This is a genomic window from Shinella curvata (genome assembly GCF_022899935.1).
GTDB classification, from domain to species: Bacteria; Pseudomonadota; Alphaproteobacteria; order Rhizobiales; family Rhizobiaceae; genus Shinella; species Shinella curvata.
The window spans coordinates 85,129-109,923 of record NZ_JALJCJ010000002.1 but is presented as its reverse complement, the minus strand read 5'-3'; the positions used below and the strand labels follow the sequence as shown (position 1 = coordinate 109,923).

Sequence of the window (24,795 nt, the reverse complement as noted above, 5' to 3'; positions counted from 1 at the left end):
ACGATCAGCCCACAGGTTCGAAGACGGCGATGCTCGCGCCATAGACCGTGGCAGAATTTTCCACTGGATGTTCGGCGAAGGCATCGTCTCCCGGCGCACCCGTATCCAGGACACGCTTCCAGGCCGCAATACCGTTTGCGGACGGCAGCTTGACAGTGCAATCGCCACCCGCATTGCAGACGAGAAACAATTGGTCCTGCCCCTCGCCGTTCGCCGACTTCCAAAGGAAGAGGCCAAGGGCGCGCAGATTGCCGTCCGTCCAGGCGGCATCGCTCATGAAGCTGCCGTCCGGCTTGTACCAGGCGATCTCGATCGAACCGTCCTCCGCCGCATCCCCGGTGAGAAAGCGTTCCTGACGCAACGCCGGATGCGCCTTGCGGAAGGCGATGGCGCCCTTGCAGAAATTCAGGAACGGGTCGTCGAGCCCGCTCCAGTCCGTCCAGCCGATCTCGTTGTCCTGGCAATACGCGTTGTTGTTGCCGCTCTGGCTGTTGCCGAGTTCGTCGCCGCCGAGCAGCATGGGCACGCCCTGGCTCAGCATCAGCGTCGCGATCATGTTGCGACGGCGGCGGTCACGGGCGGCAATAATGTCGATGTTGTCGGTCACGCCTTCCGCGCCCATATTGTGCGAATGGTTGTCGGAGTGACCGTCGCGGTTCTCTTCGCCATTGGCTTCGTTGTGCTTGCCGTCGTAGGAAACGGTATCCATGAGGGTGAAGCCGTCATGGGCGCTGATCAGGTTGACCGAGGATGTCGCGCCGCGATCGGAATGGTTGAACTGCGGCGCCGAACCGGTGAGACGCGACGCAAGGCCGGCAACCAGCCCGCCATCGCCCTTCCAGAACCGGCGCACGTCGTCGCGGTATTTGTCGTTCCATTCGCGGAACGGGTGGGGGAAACCGCCGACCTGATAGCCGCCGTCGCCGACATCCCATGGCTCGGCTATCAGCTTAACGCCCGAAAGAATCGGATCCTGTCGGATGGCATCGAAGAAGGCGCCGTCGCGGTCGAATTCGATATGCCGCGTGCGGCCGAGCGTGCTCGCCAGATCGAAGCGGAAACCGTCGACATGCATCGCGCCGACCCAGTAGCGCAGGCTGTCCAGCACCATGCGCAGCACCATGGGATGGGCGATGTTGACAGTGTTGCCGGTGCCGGTCGTGTCATAGGAATGGCGCGGATCTTCCGGCGACAGGCGATAGTAGCTCAGATTGTCGAGGCCGCGGAAGCTGAGCGTCGGGCCGCGCTCCGAACCTTCCGCCGTGTGGTTATAGACCACGTCCATGATCACTTCGATGCCGGCGGCATGGAAGCGCTTCACCATGGTCTTGAATTCGGTGATGGCCTTGCCGGAGAGGAAGCGCGACTGCGGCGCGAAGAAGCCGAGCGTCTGGTAGCCCCAATAGTTGCGGAGGCCCTTCTCGAGCAGGTAGCGATCATCGGGGAAATACTGGATCGGCAGCAGCTCGATGGCCGAAATGCCCATGTCTACGAGATGCTCGATGATCGCATCGCTTGCCATGCCCATGAAGGTGCCGCGCAGTTCCTCCGGTACGCCGGGATGCATCATCGTCATGCCGCGCACATGCGCTTCGTAGATAATCGTCTCCGTCCAGGGACGGCGGATGGCGGCATCGCCGGCCCAGTCGAAATCCGGATCCTGCACAATGCCCTTGACCATGAAAGGCGCGCTGTCGCGCGCGTCGAAGGAAAGGTCCGCCGCCGCGTCGCCGATGCGATAACCGTAGAGCGCATCGTCCCATTGCAGTTCACCCAGCACCTGCTTGGCATAGGGGTCGAGCAGAAGCTTGTTCGGATTGAAACGATGCCCGGCTTTCGGGTCGTAGGGTCCATGCGCGCGATAGCCGTAGACCGTACCCGGCTTCAATCCCGCGATATAACCCGACCAGATGTCGCCCTCGCGCTTGGGCAGTGCCAGGCGGGCGGTCTCCTCCTTGCCGTCAGGGGAAAAGAGACAAAGCTCCATCTGCTCCGCATGGGCGGAAAAGACCGCGAAATGCGTGCCCTCCCCGGTGAACTCAGCACCGAGCTCGGGCTTCATGAAGTCGAGTTCGGAAAATGTAAAGCTCATGCAATATGTCCCCTTCGAGCGAACGGATGGCCTCCCGGATGCAGCTGCGGCTGGCTGAAGCGGCCAATGCGGATTCACACCCGAAAGGTCTCTGCGCAACCTTCGGCAGGGTGTGAAAACGCGATGGTGCAACGCGAAAAGACGAGGATTGTTCCGGAACATTTCGCCGCTCGCACGGTTCCCAATCCGGCAAACAGAAGAGGAAACGGATGACAGAGCCATCGATGACGCGGCGCAGCTGGGGCCCTATCCTGGAAAAGGAGGGCGGCGTCACGTTCCGTCTCTGGGCGCCGGAGGAAGAAACCGTCACGCTCGTCGTTGCCGGCCGCGAAAGTGCCATGCGGCAAACAGGCGACGGATGGCATAGCCTGCGCACAAACGCGAAGCCCGGCGACGACTATGCCTTCCGCCTCTTCGACGGCATGACGCTCCCCGACCCCGCCGCCCATGCGCAGGCGCATGATGTCCATGGCCCCTCCCGCGTCGTCGATCATGGTGGCTACCCCTGGAAACATACCGGCTGGACGGGGCGCCCCTGGGAAGAAGCGATCCTCTACGAACTGCACATCGGCACCTTCACGCCCGAAGGCACGTTCCGCGCCGCAATCGACCGCTTGCCGCACCTGCGAAACATCGGCATCACCGCCATGGAGATCATGCCGGTTTCCCACTTCGCGGGCACACGCGGCTGGGGCTACGACGGTGTATTGCCCTATGCGCCGCATACCGCCTATGGCACCCCCGACGATCTGAAGGCGCTGATCGACGCCGCGCACGGTCATGGCATCATGGTGCTGCTCGACGTCGTCTACAATCACTTCGGTCCGGTCGGGAATGTCCTGCCCCGCCTTGCGCCGCGTTTCTTCCATCCCGAACGCCACACACCGTGGGGTTCGTCCATCGCTTTCGACGAAGCGGCGGTACGGCGCTACTTCATCGAGAACGCGCTGCACTGGCTCGTCGACTATCGGTTCGACGGCCTTCGGTTCGATGCCACCGAAGAGATCATCGACGACAGCGAGCCGCACCTGCTCATCGAGCTGGCCGAAACCGTGCGGGCGGCAACGCCCGGTCGGCACACTCACCTTGTCGTGGAGGATCAACTGAGCCGCAGGAGCCTGCTGAACCGCGACGACGGCGTCACCCGCCACTATACCGCCGGCTGGAACGACGAGTTCCACCACGCGCTGCATGTCCTCGCAACCGGTGAGACGGGCGGCTACTACAAGGATTTCCTCGACGATACGCTCGGCACGCTCCAGGCCGCCGCCGCCAAAGGCTTTGCCCGCGCCGACCGCGCGAAGGATCGCATCGGCCCGGCCCCGCAGGATCCGCTGCCGCCCGACGTCAATATCAATTTCCTGCAGAACCACGACCAGATCGGCAACCGCGCCTTCGGCGACCGGCTGACGACGCTGGCCGACCCCCACATGCTCAGGGTCATGACGGCGCTCTTGATGCTGTCCCCGCCGGTGCCGCTCATCTTCATGGGTGACGAATACGGCGAAGAACAGCCCTTCCAGTTCTTCGTGGATTTCGAAGGCGAGCTCGCCCAGGCGACGAAGGCAGGACGCGAGGTCGAGGCGGAAAAATTCGGCGGCCTGCCGGAAGGCAAGACTATAGACGACCTGCCCGATCCACTGGCCGACGAAACCTTCCTGCGCTCGAAACTCGACTGGACCCGCGCCGCCTCTCCGGAGGGCCGGCGGCATATGGATTTCATCCGCGACCTGATCCGCCTGCGGCAGCAACATATCGTACCGCTGCTGAAAAACGGCCGGGTGGAGCCGCACATCCCGCCGGCCGGAGACGGCATTGTCGCAATCGACTGGCGCTCATCCGCAGGAACGCTCCAGCTTCGCGCGCACCTGACGGCGGGAGGCGGCGTGCAGCCTTCCGTTCCGGGCGACACGATCTTCTCGCTTTCGCCCCGCGAGAGCAGCGGCCCCTGGATATGCGTCGCTCTCGATCGAACACGACGGGTCCTGGAACCAAAAATGCGCTCGGTGGTTCCTACAGAAGTCATTTTCGAGAGGCCCCCATGCACATCGGCGACATCATGACCCGCAACGTTCACCTCGTCCGCCCGGAGGAAACCTTGCAATATGCCGCAAACCTCATGGCGGAATGGGACATCGCCTTCCTGCCGGTGGCCGATGCTAGCGGACTCGTCGGCACATTGACGGATCGCGACATCATCCTGCGCGCGGTCGCTCCCGGTCTCGACGCCGAGACAACCAAGGTCGCCGACATAATGACGACCAACATCACCTATTGTTATGACGACGAGGCGCCGGAAAACGTGCTCGCCAACATGCAATCGCTGCATCTGCGCCGTCTCGCCGTGCTCGACCGCCAGAGCCGACTTTCCGGTGTGGTGTCACGGACGGACTTCAAGCGCCATCAGATCCGCAGCTAGACGACAAAGCGCCTCCAGCCAGCAGCCTCATTCCCTTCGCGTGGAACTTTTTCCGCCATCCCTGATTGTAGGGGAGAGGGGCAGCGAAAGGAGGCTCGTCATGGAAAGCACGCACAACTGGCCGATGCCCGTCGTGGTCACCAACGACGAAGCGCGAACCTTCGTGATCGTACGCAGCTCCCTCGAAGCGGCGGCCTATCTGCTTGAATTCTGGCCGAAACAGCATGGCGCCGCCTTCTACAACGCCATCCGAATCTGTGCCGACGCGCTGGACGGGGACGTCGAGGACGAAGACGTGCGCGACGCTTTTCTCGCGGCGGCCTACGACGCGAATATCGCAATCACCGTGCACTGACGCGAAGACGACCCGGCAGCCGAAGCCGGGCCGAACAGTCGCGTTGTGTGTCAGCCAGAGGAAAGCACCTCGAGTGCACGCCTATGAAGCGCCGCATCGCCGGCCGCGACGACGCAGCCCTTCCAGCCGAGATCGAGCGGACCGCCCTGCCAGTCGGTGACGACACCGCCAGCACCTTCGATGATGGCGGTCGGGGCAAAGAGGTCGTAGGCGTCGAAGCCGGCATCGACGGCGAGGTCGGTGCGGCCACGCGCAAGGCAGGCATAGCTGTAGCAGCTGCCGCCGTATTGCGTGAACTGCACGGCATTGTCGAGACGCGCGAAGGGCGCGCGGTCGGCTTCCGGCACGAAGCGCGGGTTGGAGGAGGTCATATAGGCATCGGCCAGCGCCGTGCCCTTACGGCAGCGGATCGGCTTACCATTGTGCCAGGCGCCGCGGCCGGAAATGCCGGTCAGGCGCTCGGCCGTTGCGGGCAGATCGATGACGCCGAGCAGCGGCTTGCCGCCATGCGCCAGCGAGATCAGCGTGCCATAGACGGGGATGCCGGCGACCCAGGCGGCGGTGCCGTCGATCGGGTCGAGAACCCAGACGAATTCGGCATCCAGCCGCTCGCTGCCATATTCCTCGCCCATGATGCCGTGCTCGGGAAAAGCGGCGCGGATCAGCTCGCGCAGCCGGGCTTCCACGGCGCGGTCGGTGGCGGTGACGAAGCTCGCATCCTGTTTCAGATCGACGCGGGGCGCCTCTTCGGCGGCGGCCAGCAGCAGGGCGCGGGAGCTGTCGGCGATCTCTTGGGCGAAGGCGAGGAAGGTTTCGGTGCTGTCGGTCATGGCTGCTCTACTCAATGGGCAAGGATCTGTCCGAGGAAGGTGCGGGCACGCTCGGACTTGGGGGCTGCGAAGAATTCGGCGGGGGTGGAGACTTCGACGATCTCGCCCTGGTCCATGAAGACGATGCGGTCGGCGACGGAGCGGGCAAAGCCCATCTCGTGCGTCACGCAGACCATCGTCATGCCTTCGCGGGCCAGGTCGGTCATCACGTCGAGCACTTCGGAGATCATTTCCGGGTCTAGCGCCGAGGTCGGCTCGTCGAACAGCATCACCTCCGGGTTCATGCAGAGCGCACGGGCGATCGCGACGCGCTGCTGCTGACCGCCCGAAAGCTGTGATGGATATTTGTGCGCCTGGTCGGGAATGCGCACGCGGCTGAGATATTTCATGGCGATGGCTTCCGCCTCCGCCGTCGCCATCTTGCGCACCAGGCGCGGCGCGAGCGTCAGGTTCTCCAGCACGGTCATATGCGGGAAGAGGTTGAAGCTCTGGAACACCATGCCGACTTCGCGGCGCACCAGATCGATCTTCTTCTCGTCATCGGTCAGCTCCTGGCCGCCGACGACGATGCGGCCGCCGTCATGCTCCTCGAGCCGGTTGATGCAGCGGATCATGGTCGATTTCCCCGAGCCCGAGGGGCCGCAGACCACGACCTTCTCGCCCTTGGCGATCGTGAGATTGACGTCCTTCAGCGCGTGATAGGTGCCGTAGAACTTGTTCATCTTTTCCAGGACAATGATATCGGCCATCAGGTCTTTCTCACATGGCGGTTCGCATAGGTCTCGATCAGCGTGAAGCCGGTCTGGATGATCCAGACGAGCACGAGATAGATGATCGTCGCGGCGATGAAGATCTCATAAGGGGCGAAGGTATCGGCCACGATGGTGCGGGCGACACCCGTCATTTCCATCAGCGTGACGGTGGAGGCGAGCGCGGTCGACTTCAGCATGGAGACGATCTCGTTGCTGTAGGCGGGCAGCGCCAGCCGGACGGCGAGCGGGGCGGTGATGCGGGTGGTGCGCTGGAACTTGGAAAGGCCGAGCGCCTTGCCGGCCTCGACAAAACCCTTGTCGACGCCGAGCACGCCGCCGCGCAGGATTTCCGAGACGTAAGCCGCCGTGTTGAGCGACAACGCAATGACCGAGCACCAGTAGGGTTCGCGCAGGATCGGCCAGAGCACGCTCTGCCGGATGAAGCCGAACTGCGGCAGCCCGTGATAGATGACGAAGAGCTGGACGAGCAGCGGGGTGCCGCGGAAGAAGTAGATATAGGCCTTGGCCGGCCAGACGAGCCAGGACCGGTGCGACAGCCGCATCAGCAGGATGCCGACGGCTAGGATCAGGCCGAACAGGGTGGAGACGGCGAGAAGGTTGAGGGTCAGCCCCAGGCCCTGAAGGATCTTCGGCAGGCTGGTGGCGATCAGCGAGAGATCGAAGCTCATCGGGCACCTCTCAGATGACGGTTGGCGCGCTGCTCCAGCCAGCCGACGGCGAGCGTGATGACAGTGGTCATGGCCAGGTAGATCAGGGCGACGGTCATGTAGAGCAGGAAGGGGCGGTGGATGAGCGAGTTCGCCATCTTGGCGACGAAGAGGATTTCCTCCAGCCCGATGATCGAGACGAGTGCGGTGTCCTTCATGATGGACAGCATGTGATTGCCGAAATTCGGCAGCGCCAGCCGCCACATCTGCGGCAGGCGCACATAGCGGAAGATCTGATGACGCTTGAGGCTGAGCGCCCGCGCCGCCTCGACCTGCCCGCGATCGACGCCGAGGAAGGCGCCCCGGAAGGTCTCGGTCATATAGGCGCCGACGATCAGGCCGATGGCGATGGAGCCCGCCCAGAACGGCGGCAGGTCGATGAATTTCACCGATGGATTGACGAACTGCACCAGCTTGGTGAGCGCGATCGCCATGCCGAAATAGAAGAGCAGCAGGACCAGAAGTTCCGGCGCACCGCGAAACACGATGGTGTAGCCTTGGGCGATGCCGCGCAGGATGCGGCTTTTGGACAGTTTCGCCGAGGCGCCGAGGAGACCGCACACGACCGCGATCACCAGCGACACCGAAAAGACCTGAAGCACCGTCATCAGGCCGAAGAAGAAGTCGTCCCACCAGCCGTCGAGTATCGACATGCCGTACCTCCAGAATCTCTATGCGGATCGGGCGCCGCGTCTGACGCGACGCCCGGAGGTCTTGTTATTGGCCGACGCCCTTCCAGTTTGCCGGCTGGATGGAGAAGGGGAAATATTTCAGGCTGAACTTTTCCAGCGAGCCGTCCTTGATCATCTCCTCGAGCGCCTTGTCGATCTTGGCGAGCAGTTCGTCATTGCCCTTGCGCAGGCCCACGCCGACGCCCGGGCCGAAATATTCGACCTCGTCAATCGGCGGCGAGACGAATTCGAAGCCGGCACCGTTCTCCTTGCTGAGGAAGTCGAGATAGGCCTTCATCGGATTGGTGATGGCGATATCGATGCGGCCGTTCTGCAGGTGAGCAGCATGGGCTGGGCGCCGTCGTAAAGCGCGATTTCCGCGCCCGGCAGCTTGGCTTCCACCCATTTCGCATAGGTCGAAGCACGCTCCACGCCGAAGCGCAGGCCATTGAAGGCGTCCGGGATCGGCTTGCCGTCCGCGTCGAACAGTTTCAGCGCTGCGTCCTTTGAGCCGAGGATGCGGCCGAGCGACACACGATAGGGAACCGAGAAATCGATCTTCTGCTTGCGCTCCTCGGTGATCGACATGGAGGCGACGATCAGGTCGAATTTGCTGGCGAGCAGCGCCGGGATCATGCCGTCCCATTCCTGGCAGACGTAATCAAGCTCGACGCCGATGCGCTCGGCAATGCCCTTGGCGACGTCGACATCGTAGCCGGCCATCTCGCCTTCGGGCGTGCGGTAATTGAAGGGCGCGTAGGTGCATTCCATGCCGACGCGCAGCGTTTCGGCTTGGGCGGGCATGGCAACCGCCATCAGGCTGACAACTGTGGCGGACAACAGACCGGTCATGAGTTTCATGGCATTCCCCTTCTTTGTTGGCTCTGACGACGGTCCTCACTCCGCCGATGGGCAACGATGCGCCGCCAGGAGGGGGGGAGGAAATCCACCTAGGGGATGATGCCGATGAGCCCGAAAATGACGACCGCCATCACCCTCGGGGTGGATGGAATGTGACATCAGGTTGATCTAGCCCTTTGGTATGCAGGCCAGAGGAGAGCCCCATGAAATATGTCCGCATGCCCATCGAGCTGGAATCCCCCGAGCAGCTCGGATACGACACGATCCGCTACAATCTCTCGGAAAGCTCAGTCGCCGACCGCCGCCTCGGTGAGCTGAACCTCAGGCTGGACGACATCCTGCTCTGCTACGGCGACCACCGCGGCGCGCCGGATCTGCGCGGCCTGATTGCCGGCGCGGGTGACGGCCTGAAGGCCGACGACGTGCTCGTCACGGCGGGTGCGGCGGGCGCGCTCTTCATCATCGCGACCTCGATGCTGGAGGCCGGCGACCACATCGTCGTCGTGCGGCCGAACTACGCGACGAACCTTGAGACGCCGCGCACCATCGGCGCCGACATGAGCATTGTCGATCTCACCTTCGAGACCGGCTACCGGATTGACCTCGCCGCCATCGAGGCGGCAATCCGGCCGGAGACGAAATATGTCTCGGTCACCTATCCGCACAACCCGACCGGCGTGATGATTTCCGAAAGCGAGCTGAAGGCGCTGGTCGCCCTCATCGAGCGCAAGGGCACCCGCCTGCTCTTCGACGAGACCTATCGCGAGATGACCGCGGGCACGATGCTGCCGGTCGCCGCCAGCCTGTCGGACCGGGTGATCAGCGTGTCCTCGCTCTCCAAGACCTACGGCATTCCCGGCATCCGCATCGGCTGGCTGATCACGCGCGATGCGGTCCTGATGGAAACCTTCCTGGCCGCGCGCGAGCAGATCGGCATTTCCGGCAGCACGGTGGATGAATACATCGCCTATGTCGCGCTCAGCCAGCGCGATGCGTGGCTCGCCTTCAACAATACCCGCATCGCCAGCGCCTTTGCCATCGTCAAGGACTGGATCACTTCCGAGCCGCTCGTCGAGTGGATCGAGCCGTCAGGCGGCTGCGTCTGTTTCCCGCGCATCGTGCCCTCGGCCAATGTCGATCTCGCCGGCTTCCACGAAAGCCTCTACAGCCGCCACCAGGCCTATGTCGGCCGCGGCAGCTGGTTCGAACAGGACGACCGGCACTTCCGCATCGGCTATGCCTGGCCGACCGAGGACGAGTTGCGCAAGGGGCTTGCGGCGATCTCGGCCGCGATCCGTGAAAACCTGAAGGCTTGAAGAATGAGCGTGGGGCGAACCAGGTTCGCCCCTAGCCGCCGACACAGTCTCCACCCCTCTCCTCCCTCATCCTCGGCCTTGAGCCGAGGATCCACATATCACGGCACGCGTTGAATTTGTGGCATGGATCCTCGGCTCAAGGCCGAGGATGACGTTGGTGGGTGGAGCACGGGTTGTGGGTACGGCTTGAGACGAGCGCGCGCCCCTCGCCTCACAGATTGAGACTGCGCAGGAACGTCGAGAACAGCTCCTGCTGCGTGGAGAGATTGAGCTTGGCATAGAGCTTCTGCCGGTGCGTCTTCACGGTGGCGATCGAGATGCCCAGGTGGAAGCTGATCGATTCGCTGGAATGCCCCTTCAGGATCAGAAGCGCCACCTCCCGCTCGCGCGGGCTCAGCACATCGCGACCGAAATCGCTGAAGAGATGATCGATGGGGCGCGCCTGCGGCGCACTCTCGTTGCGCGACAGATGCGCCCAGAGCCTTCGGAAGATCGCCGCGATCAAGGGATGCGCCTCGCGCAGCCGTGCGACGGACGCCGCGTCGAAACCGCCTTCGCTCCGGATGCGGGACAGGCTGATCTCCGCCATTTCGCCACCCGGCAATTCGATGGCAATCAGCAGCTCCTCCATGCCCTCCGGCCAGCCATGGGTGCGATAACCCAGCTCCTCGTCCTCATGGCGGCGGATGTCGAGGCCGCGATAGAGATCGGAGCCGAGATACTCGTCCGGCGCCAGATCCCGCATCAGGTAGATTCCCGCCGGCAGGCCGGCGAGATAGGCGTTGTAGAACGGATTGAGCAGATAGGTGCCGGCGATGAACAGCTGCACCGCCCGCTTGGCCTTGGGCCCGGAAAACGTGTCGAACACATAACTCGGCCCGCCGTTCTTGCGATGCACCACAGACAGCGCCAGATGGAACCGCGCCACCGAGCCGATGGCCGCCAGCAGCGCCGACACACTGTCGGGCTGGTCGTAGCGGTCGAGCGCATGGGCGAAAGGCTCTATCCAGCTGGCACTATCGGTCATGGTTCCATCTGCAAGATTCCCGAAGAAAAACGGCTATTTATACCCCTTTACGACAGCCGTCCTCACGCGACAAGCTTGCCGATCGCGGTGAGCGTCCGCTCGATCTCCTCGGCGGAATTATAATGCGCGATACCGATGCGCACCACGCCCTCATCCTCGGAAAGGCCGAGATGGCGGGCGGGCTCCAGCGCGTAGTTGTGGCCCGACCAGATATTGATGTCCTCGCCTGCCAGCGCTTCGGCGAAACGATGCGTCGAGACGCGAGCATGCGTAAACGAGATCGTCGGCACGCGATGGGCGAAGAGGTTGGGATTGGCGATGCCGACCAGCCGGACACCCGGCAGCGCGATCAGGCCGCCGATCAGCCGGCGCGTCAGGCCCGCCTCATAGGCATCGAACGCCTGATAGGCACCGGCCATCTTTTCGCGCCGCGTGCCCGTGCTGCCGGCGGCTTCGCCTGTCGATGCCAGATAATCGATCGTCGCAGTGAGACCGGCAAGAAGCTCGGTCTGCGGCGTGCCGGTGCAGAAACGGTCCGGAATGTCGTCGCTCTGGCAGCGCACGCGATGCGGCGGCAGCGCGCGCAGGAGATCGCCGCGGCCCCAGAGCACGCCGAGATGCGGGCCGAAGAACTTGTAGGACGAGCAGACGAGGAAATCGCAGCCGATCGCCTGTACATCCGGCAGGTGGTGCGGCGCAAGCTGCACCGCATCGATCCAGACCAGCGCGCCCGCCGCCTTGGCCAGCGCCGTCAACGCAGCGACGTCGTTGATGCTGCCGGTCATGTTCGAGGCGTAATTGAGCGCCAGGAATTTCGTGCGCGGCGTCAGAAGGGCGGCAAGGTCTTCCGGCTCGATGCGCCAGGTCTCCTTGTTGAAGGGCAGCCACTTCACCTTCAGCCCATAGGTCTCGGCCATGGAAAGCCAGGGTGAGACATTGCCTTCATGATCCATGCGCGTGACGATGATCTCGTCGCCAGGCGACAGCGTGCTGCCGATGACGCGCGCCATCTGGAAGGCGAGCGTCGTCATGTTCGGGCCGATGATCATCTCCTGCCAGGAGGACGCGTTGACGAACTCCGCCGCCGCATCATGCGCCGCACGCCAGGTGGCATCCGCGCGCTGGGACGCAGCAAAGCGCCCGCCGAGATTGGACGAGGCCGTCGCCATCGCCCCGGCCACGGCATCGATCACCGTTTGGGGAACCAGCGTTCCGGCGGGATTGTCGAGATAGGCGGTGCGCGAATCCTCCAAGGCCGGGAAGGAAGCGCGGATGAGGTCGATCGGATAGGCAGTCATGGGCGGCACCCTTTTCAGAACGCTGTTGTCGCTCCTGTGTGCCGCGTTCCGCCCGTCGCCGCCATCCACCTAGGAGATGAGGCCGGCGGCGAACATCGGCCCGCCCTTGTGTGCGGGAAAGCCGTAACCGTTGATCATCACCAGATCGATATCGCTGGCGCGCGCGGCAATGCCCTCGGAAAGCAGCGCCCTGCCCTCGTCGGCCATCACGGTCAGAAGCCGGTCCATGATCTCCTCTGCCGTGAAGGCGCGCGGCACGATGCCCTTCGCGGCCCGCGCCGCGTCGATGACAGCGGTAACGGCGGGATCGACGGTTTTCTCGCCCCCCGGATAGGCATACCAGCCGAGTCCGGTCTTGCGGCCGATACGGCCCGCCTCGCACAGCCTGTCGGCGATCTCGACATAACGTTCGGCGGGATCGCGCGTCGCGGCCTGGCGCTTGCGGCGCGCCCAGGCGATTTCGAGACCGGCCATGTCGCTGACGGCGAAAAAGCCCATGGGGAAACCATAGGCCTCCATCGCGGCATCGATCTCCTGCGGCAGCGCGCCATCCTCCACCATGAATTCCGCCTCGCGGCGATAGGCGGAGAAGATGCGGTTGCCGACAAAACCTTCGGTGACGCCGCAGACGATGGGGAGCTTGCCGAGACGTTTGACAAAGGCGAGCGCGCTTGCCAGCACATCGGGCGCGGTTCTCGTGCAGTCGACCACTTCCACCAGCCGCATGATATTGGCCGGCGAGAAGAAGTGCAGGCCGACCACGCGGGACGGATCAGCGGTCGTGGCGGCGATCGCGTCGGGATCGAGATAACTCGTATTGGTGGCCAGGATGGCCTGCGGCGCGACGATGCCGTCGAGCCTGCGGAACAGCTCGGTCTTGACCGCGAGGTCGTCGAAAACCGCTTCGATGACCAGATTGGCCGTCGCAAGGTCTTTGGGCTCGGCGGTCGTTTCCAGCCGGGCGAGGCAGGCATCGCGCGTCTCCGGCGTGAGGCGCTTTGACTGGACGGCCTTGTCGAGCAGGCCGGCTATGCGCGCGCGGCCGCTCTCGGCCGCCTCCACACTCTGCTCCAGCGCAACGACGCGGTAGCCGCCGGTGAGCGCCGAGACGGCGATGCCGGAGCCCATCAACCCCGTGCCGACCACACCAATGGTTTCGATGCGCCGCGGCTGAATGCCCTCAAGCGCGTCAACCTTGCCGGCGGCGCGCTCGGCGAAGAAGACATGCCGCAAGGCGGCGGATTCCTTGGAATCGCGCAGGCGCAGGAAGGTGGCCCGCTCTTCCGCCAGACCCTGTTCAAGGTCGAGCCGGCCGGCGGCCCTGACGAGGCGGATGGCCTCGACGGGGGCCGTCTGGCCCCGGCTCTTGCCGATGACCTTCGCCTCCGCCGCGTTTACGGCAACCTCGTCCGCAGCTGGTACGGCAAGCGCGCCCGTGCGGCGCAACGACTGCCCGGCCTTTTCCCGCACGGTGGCGATGGCGACAGCGACAGCATCGGCGGCAACGGCATCGGCAAGGCCCAGTGCGACAGCCTCCGCGCTCTTCACCGCTCGTCCCGTTCCAATGAGGTCGATGGCCGCAACCGTACCGACTAGACGCGGCAGGCGCTGCGTTCCGCCGGCACCGGGCACGAGGCCGAGCTTCACTTCCGGCAGGCCGAAGCTCGCGCCTTCCCCGGCGATACGTCCATGGCAGGCCAGCGCCACCTCGCAGCCGCCGCCGAGGGCGGCACCGTTCACGGCCGAAACCACCGGCTTCTCCAAGCCTTCGATCCGCTCGATCACCTCGGGCAGCATAGGCGCGACCGGCGGCTTGCCGAATTCGCGGATATCGGCCCCGCCGATGAAGGTGCGGCCCGCGCCGGCGATCACGACACCCAGAATGGCGGGTGTCCCCGCGACATGGTCCAACGCCGCAACCAGCCCGGCCCGGACATGCGCCGAGAGCGCGTTGACCGGCGGATTGTCGATGGTGACGACGAGCACGCCGTCATGGCTGGAAGCCGAAACGCTCTCGGAAAACCGCATCTTCACGCCTATTCGGGAATGACGGCCGTGGCCTGGATTTCGATCTTGGCGCGGTCTTCCACCAGCGCCACCACCTGCATGGCCGCCATGGCGGGATAATGCCGGCCGATGGTTTCGCGATAGGCCTGGCCGATGCCGCGCAGATTGCCGAGATATTCCTGCTTGTCGGTGAAATACCAGGTCATGGTGGTGATGTGGTGCGGCTCCGCGCCGCCGGCTGCGAGCACGGCCACGACGTTCTTCAGCGTCTGGCGCACCTGCTCGACGAAATCGTCGGTCTCGAACTGCGCCTGCGCATTCCAGCCGATCTGGCCGCCGACGAAGAGCGTGCGGCCCGACGCCGCCACGCCGTTGGCATAGCCGATGGGCTTTGCCCAGCCTTCAGGTTGCAGGATCGTGTGCATGGGGCGTCTCCAGATGATGGGTCAGTGCGGCGCGGATATCCTCCGGCCAGGCAAGCGAACGGTTCGTATCGAGCGAGGTGGCGACGATGCGGTGTCTTGCACTCCAGAGCACGGTGTCGCCACGCGAGACCGTATGCTCCAGATCGAGCGACGACCGGCCGATGGCGCGCACCGAGAGCGCGAAATCCAGCGCATCGCCCTGGAAGCCGGGGTTTTGAAACGTGAGGTCAAGGCGCACCGTCGGCACGCTCATCCGCCGAACCTCGTTCATCGCCCGCCAGGGGAAACCGAGCGAGGCGAAAAAATCCTCCAGTACGCCGACGAGGATGTTGAGATAGGACGGGAAATAGGCGATGCCCGAGGGATCGCAGTCTCCGAACCTGAGCGGCTTGGTGATGGTGAACACGAAGCCTCCCTAGCGCACCGGCGCCTTCATCAGCTCGCGGCCGATGATGAGTTTCTGGACTTCCGTCGCGCCCTCATAGATGCGCAGCGCCCGAATCTCTCGGTAGAGCCGCTCGGTGATCTCACCCGAGCGCACGCCCCTGCCCCCGAACAGCTGCAGCGCCTGATCGATGACCCATTGCGCGTTTTCCGTCGCGGTCATCTTGGCCATCGCCGCCTCGCGCGTCGTCGGCTGCTTCTGCACATCGCGCTTCCACGCGGTGCGAGTGGTCAGCAGCGCGGCGGCATCGATGGCGGTCGCCATTTCGCCGAGCGTGCTCTGCGCCGTCGGCAGGTCGGAGAGGGTGGCGCCGAACATTTTTCGGCTTTTCGCATGGGCTACCGCTTCATCGAGTGCGCGGCGGGCAAAGCCGGTGGCGGCCGCCGCCACGGACGGGCGGAAAATGTCGAGCGTGCGCATGGCGATCTTGAAGCCTTCGCCGGGGTTGCCGAGGAGCTGCGTCGCGGGAATGCGGCAATTATCGAAGCGGATGCGGGCGAGCGGATGCGGCGCGATGGTCTCAATGCGCTCGGCGATGGTGAAGCCGGGCGTATCCGCGAAGACGACGAAGGCGGAGATGCCGCGCGTGCCGGGCGCCTCACCGGTGCGAGCAAAGAGCGTATAGACATCGGCGATGCCGCCGTTGGAAATCCAGGTTTTTTCGCCGTCGAGAATGAAGTGATCGCCCTCGCGCCGGGCGGCGCAGGCCATGGCGGCGACGTCGGAGCCGGCGTCGGGCTCGGAGAGTGCGAAGGCGGAGAGCCATTCGCCGCGCGCCACTTTCGGCAGCACCTGCTCCTTCAGCGCGGGCGAACCCGCCAAGCTGATCGCACCGGTGCCGAGCCCCTGCATGGCAAACGCGAAATCGGCGAGGCCGTCGACATAGGCCAGCGTCTCGCGCACCAGGCAGAGTGCCCGGCTGTCGATCTCCTCGCTCACCCCGCTGAAGGCTTTTGGGACGCAATGGCGCAGGATACCGGCGGCACCGAGGGCCGCGACCAGCTGCCGGCAGGCCGCATCGACATTGCCATGATCGACGTTGTCGAGACCGCCACGGGCGACAAAGCCATCGAGATCGGCCGCAAGGGCGCGGTGGCTGTCGTCAAAGAATGGCCAGTCGAGATGATCGCGGGTCGGCGCCATGGCAGCAGGCTGCATATCAGTTCCCCTCGAATGCAGGCTTGGCCTTGGCGGCGAAGGCCTCGAAGGCGCGACGGAAATCGCCGGTCGCCATGCAGATCGCCTGCGCCTGCGCTTCCGCCTCGATCATCTGGTCGATGCCCATCGCCCATTCCTGATCGAGCATCTTCTTCGTCATGGCATGGGCGAACCACGGGCCATCGGCGAGATTGCGGGCAAACTTTTGGGCTTCGGCGAGCACGATGTCGCGCTCATGCAGGGCGTTGTAGAAACCCCAATTGTGCCCTTCTGGGGCGCTCATCACGCGGCCGGTGAACAGCAATTCGGCGGCGCGGCCCTGGCCGATGATGCGGGGAAGGATCCCGCAGGCGCCCATGTCCGCTCCGGCAAGCCCCACACGGGTGAAGAGGAAGGCGGTCTTCGTTTCCGGTGTCGCCACGCGGTAATCCGAGGCCATGGCGAGGATCGCGCCGGCACCGGCGCAGATGCCGTCGACGGCGGCGATGATCGGCTGCGGGCAGGCGCGCATCTGGCGCACGAGTTCGCCCGTCATGCGGGTGAAGGCGAGAAGATCGGGCATCGCCATTTCGGTGAGCGGCTTGATGATATCGAACACGTCGCCACCGGAGGAGAAATTGCCGGCGGCACCCGTCAGCACCACGACACGCACATCGCTGGCCCGCGTCAGCGACCGGAAGAGGTCACCCAGTTCCTCATAGCTTTCGAAGGTCAGCGGGTTCTTCTTGTCCGGGCGGTTGAGCGTGATCGTTGCGACGCGGCCATCGGTATCCGTCTCGAACAGGAAGTGTTTTGCCTTGTGATCCCTGAAGGGACGCTGCTTGGCCTGCATGGGGTTCGTCATGTCGTCATCCCTCAGAGAATTTCGCCGCCGGCGACCGCAATGGCCTGTCCGGTGATCGCGCTTGCCCCTTCCGAGGCGAGCCAGGAAACGGTGTGCGCCACCTCGGCCGGGCTCACCAGCCGGCCCTGCGGATTAGAGCGGGCGAGGCTGGCGCGCGCCTCCTCGCGCGAGCGGCCGGTTTTTTCCGTGATCGTATCGAGCGCGTTGTCTATCAGCGGCGTATCGGTGAAGCCGGGGCAGACGGCGTTGACGGTGACGTCGGTGCGTGCCAGTTCCAGCGCCAGCGCCCGCGTCAGGCCGATGACGCCATGTTTGGAAGCGCAGTAAGCCGAGACATAGGCATAGCCGGTCAGGCCTGCCGTGCTCGCGACATTAATGATGCGGCCCTTGCCGGCGCGGCGCACGGAGGGAAGTGCCGCCTGCATAACGATATAGACGCCCGTGAGGTTGATGGAGAGCACACGCTGCCAGAGGGCGAAATCGGTCTTTTCGAAGGGTGCCGAAGGGGCCTCACCGGCACAATTGACGAGCACAGCGATCTCGCCGGCCGAGGAGATGGCAGCCGCGATGCCACGTTCGACCGCAGCAGCATCCGTTACGTCGAAACCCTCGTGGACGAAGGCCTCGCCGCCGGCCGCGCGGATTTCGTCACGCACGGCCTCGAGAGGCCCGGCCCGCCGGCCGGCGAGGCTGACGATATGGCCCTCGGCCGCAAGCGCCAGCGCGATGGCCTTGCCGATGCCGCTGCCGGCACCCGTGACGAAAGCGTGCCGTTTGCTCATGATTTACCTGCCGTCGTCGCGCGGGCGAGATTGTTCACATATTGCGCGCGGGCGGAATGATATTGTTTCGGCCAGGGCTGGGCGTCATAGCCGATCTTCGCGGCCTCATGCATGACGAAGGACGGGTCGGCGAGATGCGGGCGGGCGACGGCGCAGAGATCGGCGCGGCCGGCGGCAATGATCGAATTGGCGTGGTCGGCCTCGGAAATCGCACCGACGGCGATGGTCGGCACCTGGATCTCGTTGCGGATCTTGTCGGAGAACGGCGTCTGGAACAGGCGGCCATAGACCGGCTTCTCCTCCTTCACCACCTGACCGGACGAGCAGTCGATCATGTCGGCCCCGGCCTCCTTGAACATCTTCGCGAAGATCGCCGCATCCTCCGGCGTGTTGCCGCCTTCGTGCCAGTCGTTGGTCGAGAGGCGCACCGAGATCGGCCTGTCCTCAGGCCAGACCTTGCGGATTGCGTGGAACACTTCGAGCGGGAAGCGCGCGCGCGCCGCGTGGTCGCCACCGTAGTCGTCGGTGCGCTGGTTGGTGAGCGGCGAGAGGAAGCTCGACAGGAGATAGCCGTGCGCGGCATGCAGTTCGAGAATGTCGAAGCCGATATCACGCGCCCGTTCGGTCGCCGTCACGAAATCCGCGATGACACGGTCCATGTCCTCGCGGGTCATTTCGCGCGGCGTCTCAGAATGCTTGAGATAGGGCAAGGCCGAAGCCGAGATCAGCGGCCAGCCGCCTTCCGACAGCGGCTGGTCGATGCCCTCCCACGCAAGCTTCGTCGCCCCCTTGCGCCCGGCATGACCGAGCTGGATGCCGATCTTGGCGGGCGTTTCGTGATGCACGAAATCGACGATGCGCTGGAAGGCTTGCTGCTGCTCGTCTTTCCACAGACCAAGGCAACCGGGCGTGATGCGCGCATCCGGCGAGACGCAGGTCATTTCGGGAAAAACGAGCGCGGCACCGCCCATGGCGCGCGCGCCGAGATGCACGAGATGGAAGTCGCCCGGCATTCCATCCGTCGCCGAATACATCGCCATCGGCGAGACGACGATGCGGTTGCGAAGCGTCAGGCCGCGCAGCTTGAAGGGCGTGAACATCGGCGGCGGCACGGCGCCGTTGGCGGCCTTTTCCGCGCCCGCGCGTTCGGCGAACCAGCGCTCGAAACCTTCCAGCCACTCCCGGTCGCGCAGGCGTAGATTCTCGTGGCTGATGCGCTGCGAGCGCGTCAGCATGGAATACATGAACTGTTCCGGCTCCAGCGTATCGGCATAGCGCGTGCCGACCACCTCGAACCATTCCATGGCGTTGCGCGCGGCATTCTGGATGCGCGCGACATCGACCCGGCGCACCTCTTCGTAAGCCGCGAGCACGGCCGGGATATTGGCCTTGTCGTGGCCGAGGATGTCGAACTGGCGGGTCAGCTCGATCGCGTCGTCGATGGCAAGCTTGGTGCCGGAGCCGATGGCGAAGTGGGCGGTGTGGGCGCTGTCACCCATCAGCACAACATGGCTGTTGCCGTTGAAATGGCTCCATTTCTCACAGATCAGCCGGCCGAAATTCAGCCAAGCGGAGCCGCGCATGTGGCGCGCATTGGTCATTAGACTGTGGCCGTCGAGCGTTTCGGCAAAGAGCTTTTCGCAGAAGGCGATGGACTGGTCCTGGTCCATCTTATCGAGCCCATGCGCCTTGAAGACCTCGTCGGTCGTCTCGACGATGAAGGTCGAGGTCGTGTCGTCGAAGCGGTAGACATGCGCCTGGAACCAGCCGTGTTCGGTGCGCTGGAAATCGAAGGTGAAGGCATCGAACGGCTTGTTGGTGCCGAGCCAGATATAGCGGTTCGGCCGCACCACCATGTCGGGCTGGAAGACGTCGGCATATTTGTTGCGGATGCGGGAATTCACGCCATCGGCCGCGATGATGAGGTCGGCGTCCGGGAATTCCTCGTCGCCCTGCACGTCGCGCTCGAACAGCAGCTCGACGCCGAGTTCCAGGCAGCGCTCCTGCAGGATGTTGAGCATCTTCTTGCGGCCGATGCCGACGAAGCCATGGCCGGTGGTACGGATCTTGCGGCCCTTGAAGACCAGCTCGATATCATCCCAATGGTTGAAAGAAACCTCGATCGCTTCCGCTGTTTCCGGATCCCACTGGCGCATCGACTGCATGGTGGCATCGGAAAAGACAACACCCCAGCCGAAGGTATCGAAAGCCCGGTTGCGCTCGACGACGGTGATCTGGTGTTCGGGATGCTGGCGCTTCATCAGAAGCGCGAAATAGAGACCGGCAGGCCCACCACCGATACAGACGATCCGCATGTCGTTCTCCTCCCGAGCTCCGGCCGCGTGCGCCGCAGACGCCGCACGGGCATCCGGACTGTGGCAGCAGGTTGGACCCGTTTCAGAGAAATTTCAAGCTTAAAATTGTTTTGGCGTAACGATACGCGCAAGCGCAGTCCGCCGAGCACGGCGCACGGGTCAAAACACTGTTGGAAAGGCGAAAAGGTTTCTCAACCGCCCTTGGCGAGCGAGGCGATGACCGAGCGCTTGAGCTTGGCAAGCTCATCCATCAGCACACCGCCATCCACCGGTTCGAGGCCGGCGAAGAGGTCGGAAATCCAGTCGGCGTGGCGGGCCGCCATCTTCTCGAATTCGGCACGGCCGAAGGGGGTGAGCGCGATGATCTGCACGCGGCGGTCGGTCGGAAGCGTCGTGCGGCTGAGATGGCCGCTCTCCGTCAGGCGCTCGACGAGCACGGTGATGTTTCCGGGCGACACCATCATGCGCTTGGAGACTTCGCCGAGCACCATGCCGTCGGGCGCGCGCTCCAGCTGGGCCATCAGGTCGAAGCGCGGCAGGGTCGAATCGAATTCCTCGCGCAGGCGGCGGCGCACTTCGCTTTCCACCAGCGTCGAGCAGGTGAGCAGGCGCAGCCAGAGGCGAAGCTCGGCACGGTGATCGTGCGGCGCTTCCAGAGCCTTGGTCTCGCCATCCACCCAATCCGGCGCGATGGCGAATTCGTCGTCACCCGTCATAACAAAGGTCCGTTTCCTGTCCCGTCGCCTTGCCTTTTAGAGATGTTTGCCGCGCTTGGACAGCGCCGTCATTTGGCGGCGTGCAGCGCGGAAGGTTGCGGCTCGGCGCGGTCGCCGTCCTCCGATTGGGCAAAGACGTTCACCGTCAGGCCGATATGCTGCGCCATCAGGGCCTGCGCGCGCGCGGCATCCCGGTCGAGCGCGGCTTCCATCAACTCGGTATGATGCTCGATCGACATGGCATCATGAAGCGCCGCGACCGCCGCCTCATAACCTTCCGTCCGGCCTTCGGCCGCCCGGAGCGCCGGAGCAAGGCTAAGGAAGCGGTGATGGCGGCGCAGCTGGTCGGACACCGTCGCCTGGAAGCGCATGAGCCAGTTTGAGCGGGCCGCGCTGAGCAGTGCGGTGTGGAAGGCGGCGTGCCGTTCATCCCACTCGTCGATCTCGGCCTCCGTCGCCGTTTCGACGACGAGCTTGCACCGTGACAGCCGGTAGTGCGCCGTGACCACCTCCGATTCCCAAGCGCTGTCGCCGTTGGCGATCGATTCCAGCAGGAGCGGGATTTCCACCACCATGCGGGCGCGGGTCAGATCCTCCAGCGCATCGAGGGAGACGGGTGCGACCGCAAAGCCGCGATTGCTGATCGCCGTCACCAGCCCTTCGGCCTCCAGCCGCGACAGCGCCTCGCGCAACGGCGTCCAGCCGAGGTCGTAGCGATCGCGCAGCGCACTCAGCTTCATCGGCGCGCCGGGCTTCAGCCGCGTCGCGAGGATATCGCGGCGCAGCAGGCGATAGGCGGATTCGGTCTTGGTCGCTTGCTCGTGCTCTTGCATCGCGGTCCCCTGGCACCCGGCAACTCTCTGCATCAAATATATATACTTTTAGCCCGTTGATCAAAATATATATATTATTTGACAAGCCGCTCCACCGCCGCCATGATCCGCGCCAAGCCGCTGAGGAACGGCGGCCGCTTGTCATCTCTGGGAGGATTTCATGAGCAGGCTTACAAAGTCATTCGTTTCGGGACTGGTTCTGGCCGGCGCACTGGCGCTCGGCGCCGCAAACGCGCTCGCCGAGCCGATCCGCATCGGCATCGCCAATTTCGGCGAACATCCGCAGCTTGCCGCCTCGATTGCCGGCTTCAAGAAGGCGATGGCCGAAAACGGCTTCGTCGAAGGCAAGGACGTCGTCTATTCCGAGAGCCACACCAATTTCGACGCCTCGCTGGTGCCGCAGATGATCGCCAAGCTGCAAGCCGAACAGCCGAAGCTGATCTACACGATCACCACGCCCGTCTCGCAGATCGCCAAGAAGGCACTCGCCGGCTCCGGCATTCCGGTCGTCTTCTCGGCCGTTACGGATCCGGTCGCCGCCAAGCTGGTGCCCTCCTGGGAAGCCGGCGACGACGGCATGACCGGTGCGACCGACCTTCAGGACGTCGCCGCCGTGATGGAGTTCGCCCACAAGCTGCTGCCGAACGCCAAGCGTTTCGGCGTGCCGTACAATCCGGGTGAAGCCAATGACGTGGCCGTGCTCGACAAGATCAAGGAAGCGGCACCCGCGGCCGGCTTCGAGGTCGAGGCCGTCGGCGTCGACAATGTCAACGACATCCAGCAGCGCATCGCCTCCTTCGCCGGCAAGGCGGACGTGATCTACACGCCCGCCTCCAACCTGCTCCAGCCGGCCATCGCCGCCGTTTCGGCCGCTGCCCGCCAGGCACAGATCCCGATCGTCAATTCCGACGACGGTGCCGTGCGCGACGGCGTCGTTCCGGCAAGCTTCGCCGTGAACTACGAGCAGGTCGGCCTGGCCGCCGGCAAGATCGCCGCGGAAATCCTGAAGGGCAAGGACCCGAAGACCATCGCCCCCTGGCGTCCGGCCTATGAGGACCACCGCGCGCTGATCTCCAAGAAGACGCTCGCCGCCTTCGGCGTCGAAGTGCCCGCCTCGCTCGCCGATTGCGGCTGCATCGTCGACTGATCCGATCGCGCTTCTATCCGGTGACGGCGTTTGCACGCCGTCACCCTATAAAAAGGGGAAGCTCATGCTGGAAATCCAGTCGGCGCGAAAAGTGTTCTACAAGGGACAGGCGGACGAAAAGACCGCTCTCAACGATCTCAACCTGCGGCTCGAAACGGGCGAGTTCGGTGTCGTCATCGGCTCGAACGGCGCGGGCAAGAGCAGCATGCTCAATGCCATCTCGGGCGCGCTGGTGCTCGACAGCGGCAAGATCGTCATCAACGGCGACGATGTGACGGCCATGCCCGTGCACAAGCGCGCCATGCGGCTCGCCCGCGTCTTCCAGGACCCGATGAAGGGCACCGCCGCCTCGATGACGGTGGCCGAAAACATGCTGCTCGCGGAGCTACGCGCCAACAAGCGCACGCTGCGCCGGGGCCTCAATCCGGCACGGCTCGCTGCCTACAAGGAGCGGCTGTCGCTGCTCGGCCTCGGGCTGGAAAACCGGCTCGACACCCGCGTGGAACTGCTCTCCGGCGGCCAGCGGCAATCGCTGTCGCTGATCATGGCGGTCGGTGGGTCGCCGGAACTGCTTCTGCTCGACGAACACACCGCGGCGCTCGATCCGCGCACCGCCGACATCGTCATGCAGGCAACGATCCGCGCCGTGGAGGCGCTGAAACTCACCACACTGATGGTAACGCACAACATGCAGCACGCCGTGGATTTCGGCCACCGGGTCATCATGCTCGATGCCGGCCGCGTGCGTCTCGAAATCGCCGGCGCCGAGAAGACGTCGATCACGGTCCCCGACCTGATCGGCCATTTCTCCGTCAAAACCGACCGCATGTTTCTGGCGAGCTGAGACCCATGGATTTCCTGCAAAACACAATTGCGAGCTTTATCTCGCTCGTTCCCGTCACGCTGGCGCAGAGCCTCATCCTCGCCTTCGTCGTGCTCGGCATCATGATCCCCTTCCGCATGCTGAGCTTTCCGGACCTGACGAGCGAGGGCGCCTTCCCGCTCGGCGGCTGCGTCTGCGGCGTGCTGATGGCGGCGGGCATGTCGCCCCTGCCGGCGATCCTGATCGCGCTTGTCGCCGGCTTCGTCGCCGGCTGCTGCACCGCCTTCATCCACCTGCGCTTCCGCATCCATACTCTACTCGCGGGCATTCTGATGATGACGATGCTCTATTCGATCAACCTGCGCATCATGGGCCGTTCGAACCTCTCGGTCTTCGGCTCCGCGACGGTGTTCGACTGGGTGCCGGGCCTGCAACCGGGCTTCCCGGCCAGCAAGATCGTGATGGCTGGCGCCTTCGGCCTCATCGTCTTCGCGCTGCTCCTGCATTTCTTCCGCACGGAAAAGGGCACGGCTGTGCGCGCCGTTGGTGCCAACCCTGATATGGCCGAGGCGCAGGGCATCAATGTCTGGCTCGCCACCATCGGCGGTGTCGGCCTTGCCGGCGCGTTCTCCGCCGCCGGCGGTGCGCTGATGGTGCAGTCGCAGGGTTTTGCCGACGTCAATATGGGTCTCGGCATCCTCATCAACGGACTGGCGGCCCTGATGATCGGCGAGGCGATCGTCGGCAAGCAGAGCGTGCTGCGCCAGCTCGCCGCACCCTTCGTCGGCGCCATCGTCTATTACCAGCTCGTCTCCTTCTGCCTTGCTGCCGGCATGCCGCCGCCGGACCTGAAGCTGGCGACGGGCCTCTTCGTGCTCGCCATGCTGGCCCTGCCGAGCCTCAAGCGCAGCCGTGGGCCCGCCCCTGCCCGCGAAACCGTTCGTGAATAGG

The 24,795-nt window shown here is 64.4% G+C and carries 25 protein-coding genes; 7 read left to right on the top strand and 18 right to left on the bottom strand.

All coding sequences use genetic code 11. From position 1 onward, the window contains the following. Positions 1–4: 4 nt before the first annotated feature. Positions 5–2,092 (bottom strand): glycogen debranching protein GlgX, encoded by a 2,088-nt coding sequence (glgX, locus tag MUU55_RS06480; protein ID WP_244759975.1) that lies wholly within the window; start codon positions 2,090–2,092, stop codon positions 5–7. Between the two features lie 209 nt (positions 2,093–2,301). Between glgX and treZ the strand changes: the two genes are divergently transcribed. The 3 genes from treZ to MUU55_RS06465 all read left to right on the top strand — a co-directional run bounded on the left by treZ (position 2,302) and on the right by MUU55_RS06465 (position 4,866). After that, complete coding sequence (gene treZ / locus MUU55_RS06475; RefSeq protein WP_244759974.1) at positions 2,302–4,155, top strand: malto-oligosyltrehalose trehalohydrolase; 1,854 nt, start codon at positions 2,302–2,304, stop codon at positions 4,153–4,155. Beyond that, positions 4,134–4,511: a CBS domain-containing protein gene (locus tag MUU55_RS06470; RefSeq protein ID WP_244759973.1), complete on the top strand. Its 378-nt coding sequence runs from the start codon at positions 4,134–4,136 to the stop codon at positions 4,509–4,511. The genes treZ and MUU55_RS06470 overlap by 22 nt, the downstream gene beginning before the upstream one ends. A 100-nt stretch (positions 4,512–4,611) precedes the next feature. After that, a complete protein-coding gene (locus MUU55_RS06465; protein ID WP_244759972.1) occupies positions 4,612–4,866 on the top strand; it encodes a DUF982 domain-containing protein in 255 nt (84 codons plus the stop codon). A 50-nt stretch (positions 4,867–4,916) separates the two neighbouring features. Here MUU55_RS06465 and MUU55_RS06460 read toward each other — a convergent pair whose 3' ends face one another. The 6 genes from MUU55_RS06460 to MUU55_RS29360 all read right to left on the bottom strand — a co-directional run bounded on the left by MUU55_RS06460 (position 4,917) and on the right by MUU55_RS29360 (position 8,708). Next, the gene (locus tag MUU55_RS06460; protein ID WP_244759971.1) at positions 4,917–5,696 is read right to left on the bottom strand and encodes an inositol monophosphatase family protein; all 780 of its coding nucleotides are present in this window, start codon (positions 5,694–5,696) and stop codon (positions 4,917–4,919) included. An 11-nt stretch (positions 5,697–5,707) separates the two neighbouring features. Next, positions 5,708–6,445 carry an amino acid ABC transporter ATP-binding protein gene (locus tag MUU55_RS06455; protein WP_280518881.1) on the bottom strand — a complete coding sequence of 246 codons (738 nt, stop codon included), beginning with the start codon at positions 6,443–6,445 and terminating at the stop codon, positions 5,708–5,710. Further along, a complete protein-coding gene (locus tag MUU55_RS06450; RefSeq protein WP_244759970.1) occupies positions 6,445–7,137 on the bottom strand; it encodes an ABC transporter permease in 693 nt (230 codons plus the stop codon). The genes MUU55_RS06455 and MUU55_RS06450 overlap by 1 nt, the downstream gene beginning before the upstream one ends. Then, on the bottom strand, positions 7,134–7,829 hold the full coding sequence (locus MUU55_RS06445) for an ABC transporter permease (RefSeq protein ID WP_244759969.1): 696 nt from the start codon (positions 7,827–7,829) through the stop codon (positions 7,134–7,136). The genes MUU55_RS06450 and MUU55_RS06445 overlap by 4 nt, the downstream gene beginning before the upstream one ends. A gap of 64 nt (positions 7,830–7,893) precedes the next feature. Then, positions 7,894–8,145, bottom strand: a complete 252-nt coding sequence (locus MUU55_RS29365) for a transporter substrate-binding domain-containing protein (RefSeq protein WP_425314150.1) — start codon at positions 8,143–8,145, stop codon at positions 7,894–7,896. Next, positions 8,142–8,708 carry a transporter substrate-binding domain-containing protein gene (locus MUU55_RS29360; RefSeq protein ID WP_425314149.1) on the bottom strand — a complete coding sequence of 189 codons (567 nt, stop codon included), beginning with the start codon at positions 8,706–8,708 and terminating at the stop codon, positions 8,142–8,144. The genes MUU55_RS29365 and MUU55_RS29360 overlap by 4 nt, the downstream gene beginning before the upstream one ends. A 203-nt stretch (positions 8,709–8,911) precedes the next feature. Between MUU55_RS29360 and MUU55_RS06435 the strand changes: the two genes are divergently transcribed. After that, entirely contained in the window at positions 8,912–10,024 is a 1,113-nt protein-coding gene (locus tag MUU55_RS06435; RefSeq protein WP_244759968.1) for an aminotransferase class I/II-fold pyridoxal phosphate-dependent enzyme, read from the top strand. 211 nt (positions 10,025–10,235) lie between these two features. On the opposite strand, the gene MUU55_RS06430 is transcribed toward MUU55_RS06435, so the two are convergent. The 11 genes from MUU55_RS06430 to MUU55_RS06380 form a co-directional block, all read right to left on the bottom strand. Further along, on the bottom strand, positions 10,236–11,051 hold the full coding sequence (locus MUU55_RS06430; RefSeq protein WP_244759967.1) for a helix-turn-helix transcriptional regulator: 816 nt from the start codon (positions 11,049–11,051) through the stop codon (positions 10,236–10,238). Between the two features lie 62 nt (positions 11,052–11,113). Then, complete coding sequence (locus MUU55_RS06425) at positions 11,114–12,349, bottom strand: cysteine desulfurase-like protein (RefSeq protein WP_244759966.1); 1,236 nt, start codon at positions 12,347–12,349, stop codon at positions 11,114–11,116. A gap of 69 nt (positions 12,350–12,418) precedes the next feature. Then, complete coding sequence (locus MUU55_RS06420) at positions 12,419–14,377, bottom strand: 3-hydroxyacyl-CoA dehydrogenase NAD-binding domain-containing protein (RefSeq protein ID WP_244759965.1); 1,959 nt, start codon at positions 14,375–14,377, stop codon at positions 12,419–12,421. 8 nt (positions 14,378–14,385) lie between these two features. Continuing rightward, positions 14,386–14,781, bottom strand: a complete 396-nt coding sequence (locus MUU55_RS06415; protein WP_244759964.1) for a RidA family protein — start codon at positions 14,779–14,781, stop codon at positions 14,386–14,388. Further along, entirely contained in the window at positions 14,759–15,187 is a 429-nt protein-coding gene (locus MUU55_RS06410) for an acyl-CoA thioesterase (protein WP_244759963.1), read from the bottom strand. The genes MUU55_RS06415 and MUU55_RS06410 overlap by 23 nt, the downstream gene beginning before the upstream one ends. A gap of 9 nt (positions 15,188–15,196) precedes the next feature. Further along, on the bottom strand, positions 15,197–16,384 hold the full coding sequence (locus MUU55_RS06405; RefSeq protein ID WP_244759962.1) for an acyl-CoA dehydrogenase family protein: 1,188 nt from the start codon (positions 16,382–16,384) through the stop codon (positions 15,197–15,199). A gap of 1 nt (position 16,385) precedes the next feature. Continuing rightward, positions 16,386–17,228 (bottom strand): enoyl-CoA hydratase family protein, encoded by an 843-nt coding sequence (locus MUU55_RS06400; protein ID WP_244759961.1) that lies wholly within the window; start codon positions 17,226–17,228, stop codon positions 16,386–16,388. Positions 17,229–17,239: 11 nt separating this feature from the next. Further along, the gene (locus MUU55_RS06395; protein WP_244759960.1) at positions 17,240–18,010 is read right to left on the bottom strand and encodes an SDR family NAD(P)-dependent oxidoreductase; all 771 of its coding nucleotides are present in this window, start codon (positions 18,008–18,010) and stop codon (positions 17,240–17,242) included. Next, positions 18,007–20,325, bottom strand: coding sequence for a bifunctional salicylyl-CoA 5-hydroxylase/oxidoreductase (locus tag MUU55_RS06390; RefSeq protein ID WP_244759959.1), 2,319 nt, complete (start codon positions 20,323–20,325; stop codon positions 18,007–18,009). Before MUU55_RS06390 ends, MUU55_RS06395 begins: the two co-directional genes overlap by 4 nt. 191 nt (positions 20,326–20,516) lie before the next feature. Further along, on the bottom strand, positions 20,517–21,041 hold the full coding sequence (locus MUU55_RS06385; protein WP_244759958.1) for a MarR family winged helix-turn-helix transcriptional regulator: 525 nt from the start codon (positions 21,039–21,041) through the stop codon (positions 20,517–20,519). Between the two features lie 68 nt (positions 21,042–21,109). After that, the gene (locus tag MUU55_RS06380) at positions 21,110–21,874 is read right to left on the bottom strand and encodes a GntR family transcriptional regulator (RefSeq protein WP_244759957.1); all 765 of its coding nucleotides are present in this window, start codon (positions 21,872–21,874) and stop codon (positions 21,110–21,112) included. Between the two features lie 160 nt (positions 21,875–22,034). Between MUU55_RS06380 and MUU55_RS06375 the strand changes: the two genes are divergently transcribed. The 3 genes from MUU55_RS06375 (at position 22,035) to MUU55_RS06365 (ending at position 24,794) form a co-directional block, all read left to right on the top strand. Continuing rightward, on the top strand, positions 22,035–23,021 hold the full coding sequence (locus MUU55_RS06375) for an ABC transporter substrate-binding protein (protein WP_244759956.1): 987 nt from the start codon (positions 22,035–22,037) through the stop codon (positions 23,019–23,021). Positions 23,022–23,085: 64 nt separating this feature from the next. Next, positions 23,086–23,865, top strand: a complete 780-nt coding sequence (locus tag MUU55_RS06370; protein ID WP_244759955.1) for an ABC transporter ATP-binding protein — start codon at positions 23,086–23,088, stop codon at positions 23,863–23,865. 5 nt (positions 23,866–23,870) lie between these two features. Further along, the gene (locus tag MUU55_RS06365; protein WP_244759954.1) at positions 23,871–24,794 is read left to right on the top strand and encodes an ABC transporter permease; all 924 of its coding nucleotides are present in this window, start codon (positions 23,871–23,873) and stop codon (positions 24,792–24,794) included. Position 24,795 lies beyond the last annotated feature (1 nt).

Coding starts and splice junctions, on each gene's coding strand:
- glgX (WP_244759975.1), bottom strand. CDS start 2,092: ATGAGCTTTACATTTTCCGAACTCGACTTCATGAAGCCCGAGCTCGGT.
- treZ (WP_244759974.1), top strand. CDS start 2,302: ATGACAGAGCCATCGATGACGCGGCGCAGCTGGGGCCCTATCCTGGAA.
- MUU55_RS06470 (WP_244759973.1), top strand. CDS start 4,134: ATGCACATCGGCGACATCATGACCCGCAACGTTCACCTCGTCCGCCCG.
- MUU55_RS06465 (WP_244759972.1), top strand. CDS start 4,612: ATGGAAAGCACGCACAACTGGCCGATGCCCGTCGTGGTCACCAACGAC.
- MUU55_RS06460 (WP_244759971.1), bottom strand. CDS start 5,696: ATGACCGACAGCACCGAAACCTTCCTCGCCTTCGCCCAAGAGATCGCC.
- MUU55_RS06455 (WP_280518881.1), bottom strand. CDS start 6,445: ATGGCCGATATCATTGTCCTGGAAAAGATGAACAAGTTCTACGGCACC.
- MUU55_RS06450 (WP_244759970.1), bottom strand. CDS start 7,137: ATGAGCTTCGATCTCTCGCTGATCGCCACCAGCCTGCCGAAGATCCTT.
- MUU55_RS06445 (WP_244759969.1), bottom strand. CDS start 7,829: ATGTCGATACTCGACGGCTGGTGGGACGACTTCTTCTTCGGCCTGATG.
- MUU55_RS29365 (WP_425314150.1), bottom strand. CDS start 8,145: ATGAAGGCCTATCTCGACTTCCTCAGCAAGGAGAACGGTGCCGGCTTC.
- MUU55_RS29360 (WP_425314149.1), bottom strand. CDS start 8,708: ATGAAACTCATGACCGGTCTGTTGTCCGCCACAGTTGTCAGCCTGATG.
- MUU55_RS06435 (WP_244759968.1), top strand. CDS start 8,912: ATGAAATATGTCCGCATGCCCATCGAGCTGGAATCCCCCGAGCAGCTC.
- MUU55_RS06430 (WP_244759967.1), bottom strand. CDS start 11,051: ATGACCGATAGTGCCAGCTGGATAGAGCCTTTCGCCCATGCGCTCGAC.
- MUU55_RS06425 (WP_244759966.1), bottom strand. CDS start 12,349: ATGACTGCCTATCCGATCGACCTCATCCGCGCTTCCTTCCCGGCCTTG.
- MUU55_RS06420 (WP_244759965.1), bottom strand. CDS start 14,377: ATGCGGTTTTCCGAGAGCGTTTCGGCTTCCAGCCATGACGGCGTGCTC.
- MUU55_RS06415 (WP_244759964.1), bottom strand. CDS start 14,781: ATGCACACGATCCTGCAACCTGAAGGCTGGGCAAAGCCCATCGGCTAT.
- MUU55_RS06405 (WP_244759962.1), bottom strand. CDS start 16,384: ATGCAGCCTGCTGCCATGGCGCCGACCCGCGATCATCTCGACTGGCCA.
- MUU55_RS06400 (WP_244759961.1), bottom strand. CDS start 17,228: ATGACGAACCCCATGCAGGCCAAGCAGCGTCCCTTCAGGGATCACAAG.
- MUU55_RS06395 (WP_244759960.1), bottom strand. CDS start 18,010: ATGAGCAAACGGCACGCTTTCGTCACGGGTGCCGGCAGCGGCATCGGC.
- MUU55_RS06390 (WP_244759959.1), bottom strand. CDS start 20,325: ATGCGGATCGTCTGTATCGGTGGTGGGCCTGCCGGTCTCTATTTCGCG.
- MUU55_RS06385 (WP_244759958.1), bottom strand. CDS start 21,041: ATGACGGGTGACGACGAATTCGCCATCGCGCCGGATTGGGTGGATGGC.
- MUU55_RS06380 (WP_244759957.1), bottom strand. CDS start 21,874: ATGCAAGAGCACGAGCAAGCGACCAAGACCGAATCCGCCTATCGCCTG.
- MUU55_RS06375 (WP_244759956.1), top strand. CDS start 22,035: ATGAGCAGGCTTACAAAGTCATTCGTTTCGGGACTGGTTCTGGCCGGC.
- MUU55_RS06370 (WP_244759955.1), top strand. CDS start 23,086: ATGCTGGAAATCCAGTCGGCGCGAAAAGTGTTCTACAAGGGACAGGCG.
- MUU55_RS06365 (WP_244759954.1), top strand. CDS start 23,871: ATGGATTTCCTGCAAAACACAATTGCGAGCTTTATCTCGCTCGTTCCC.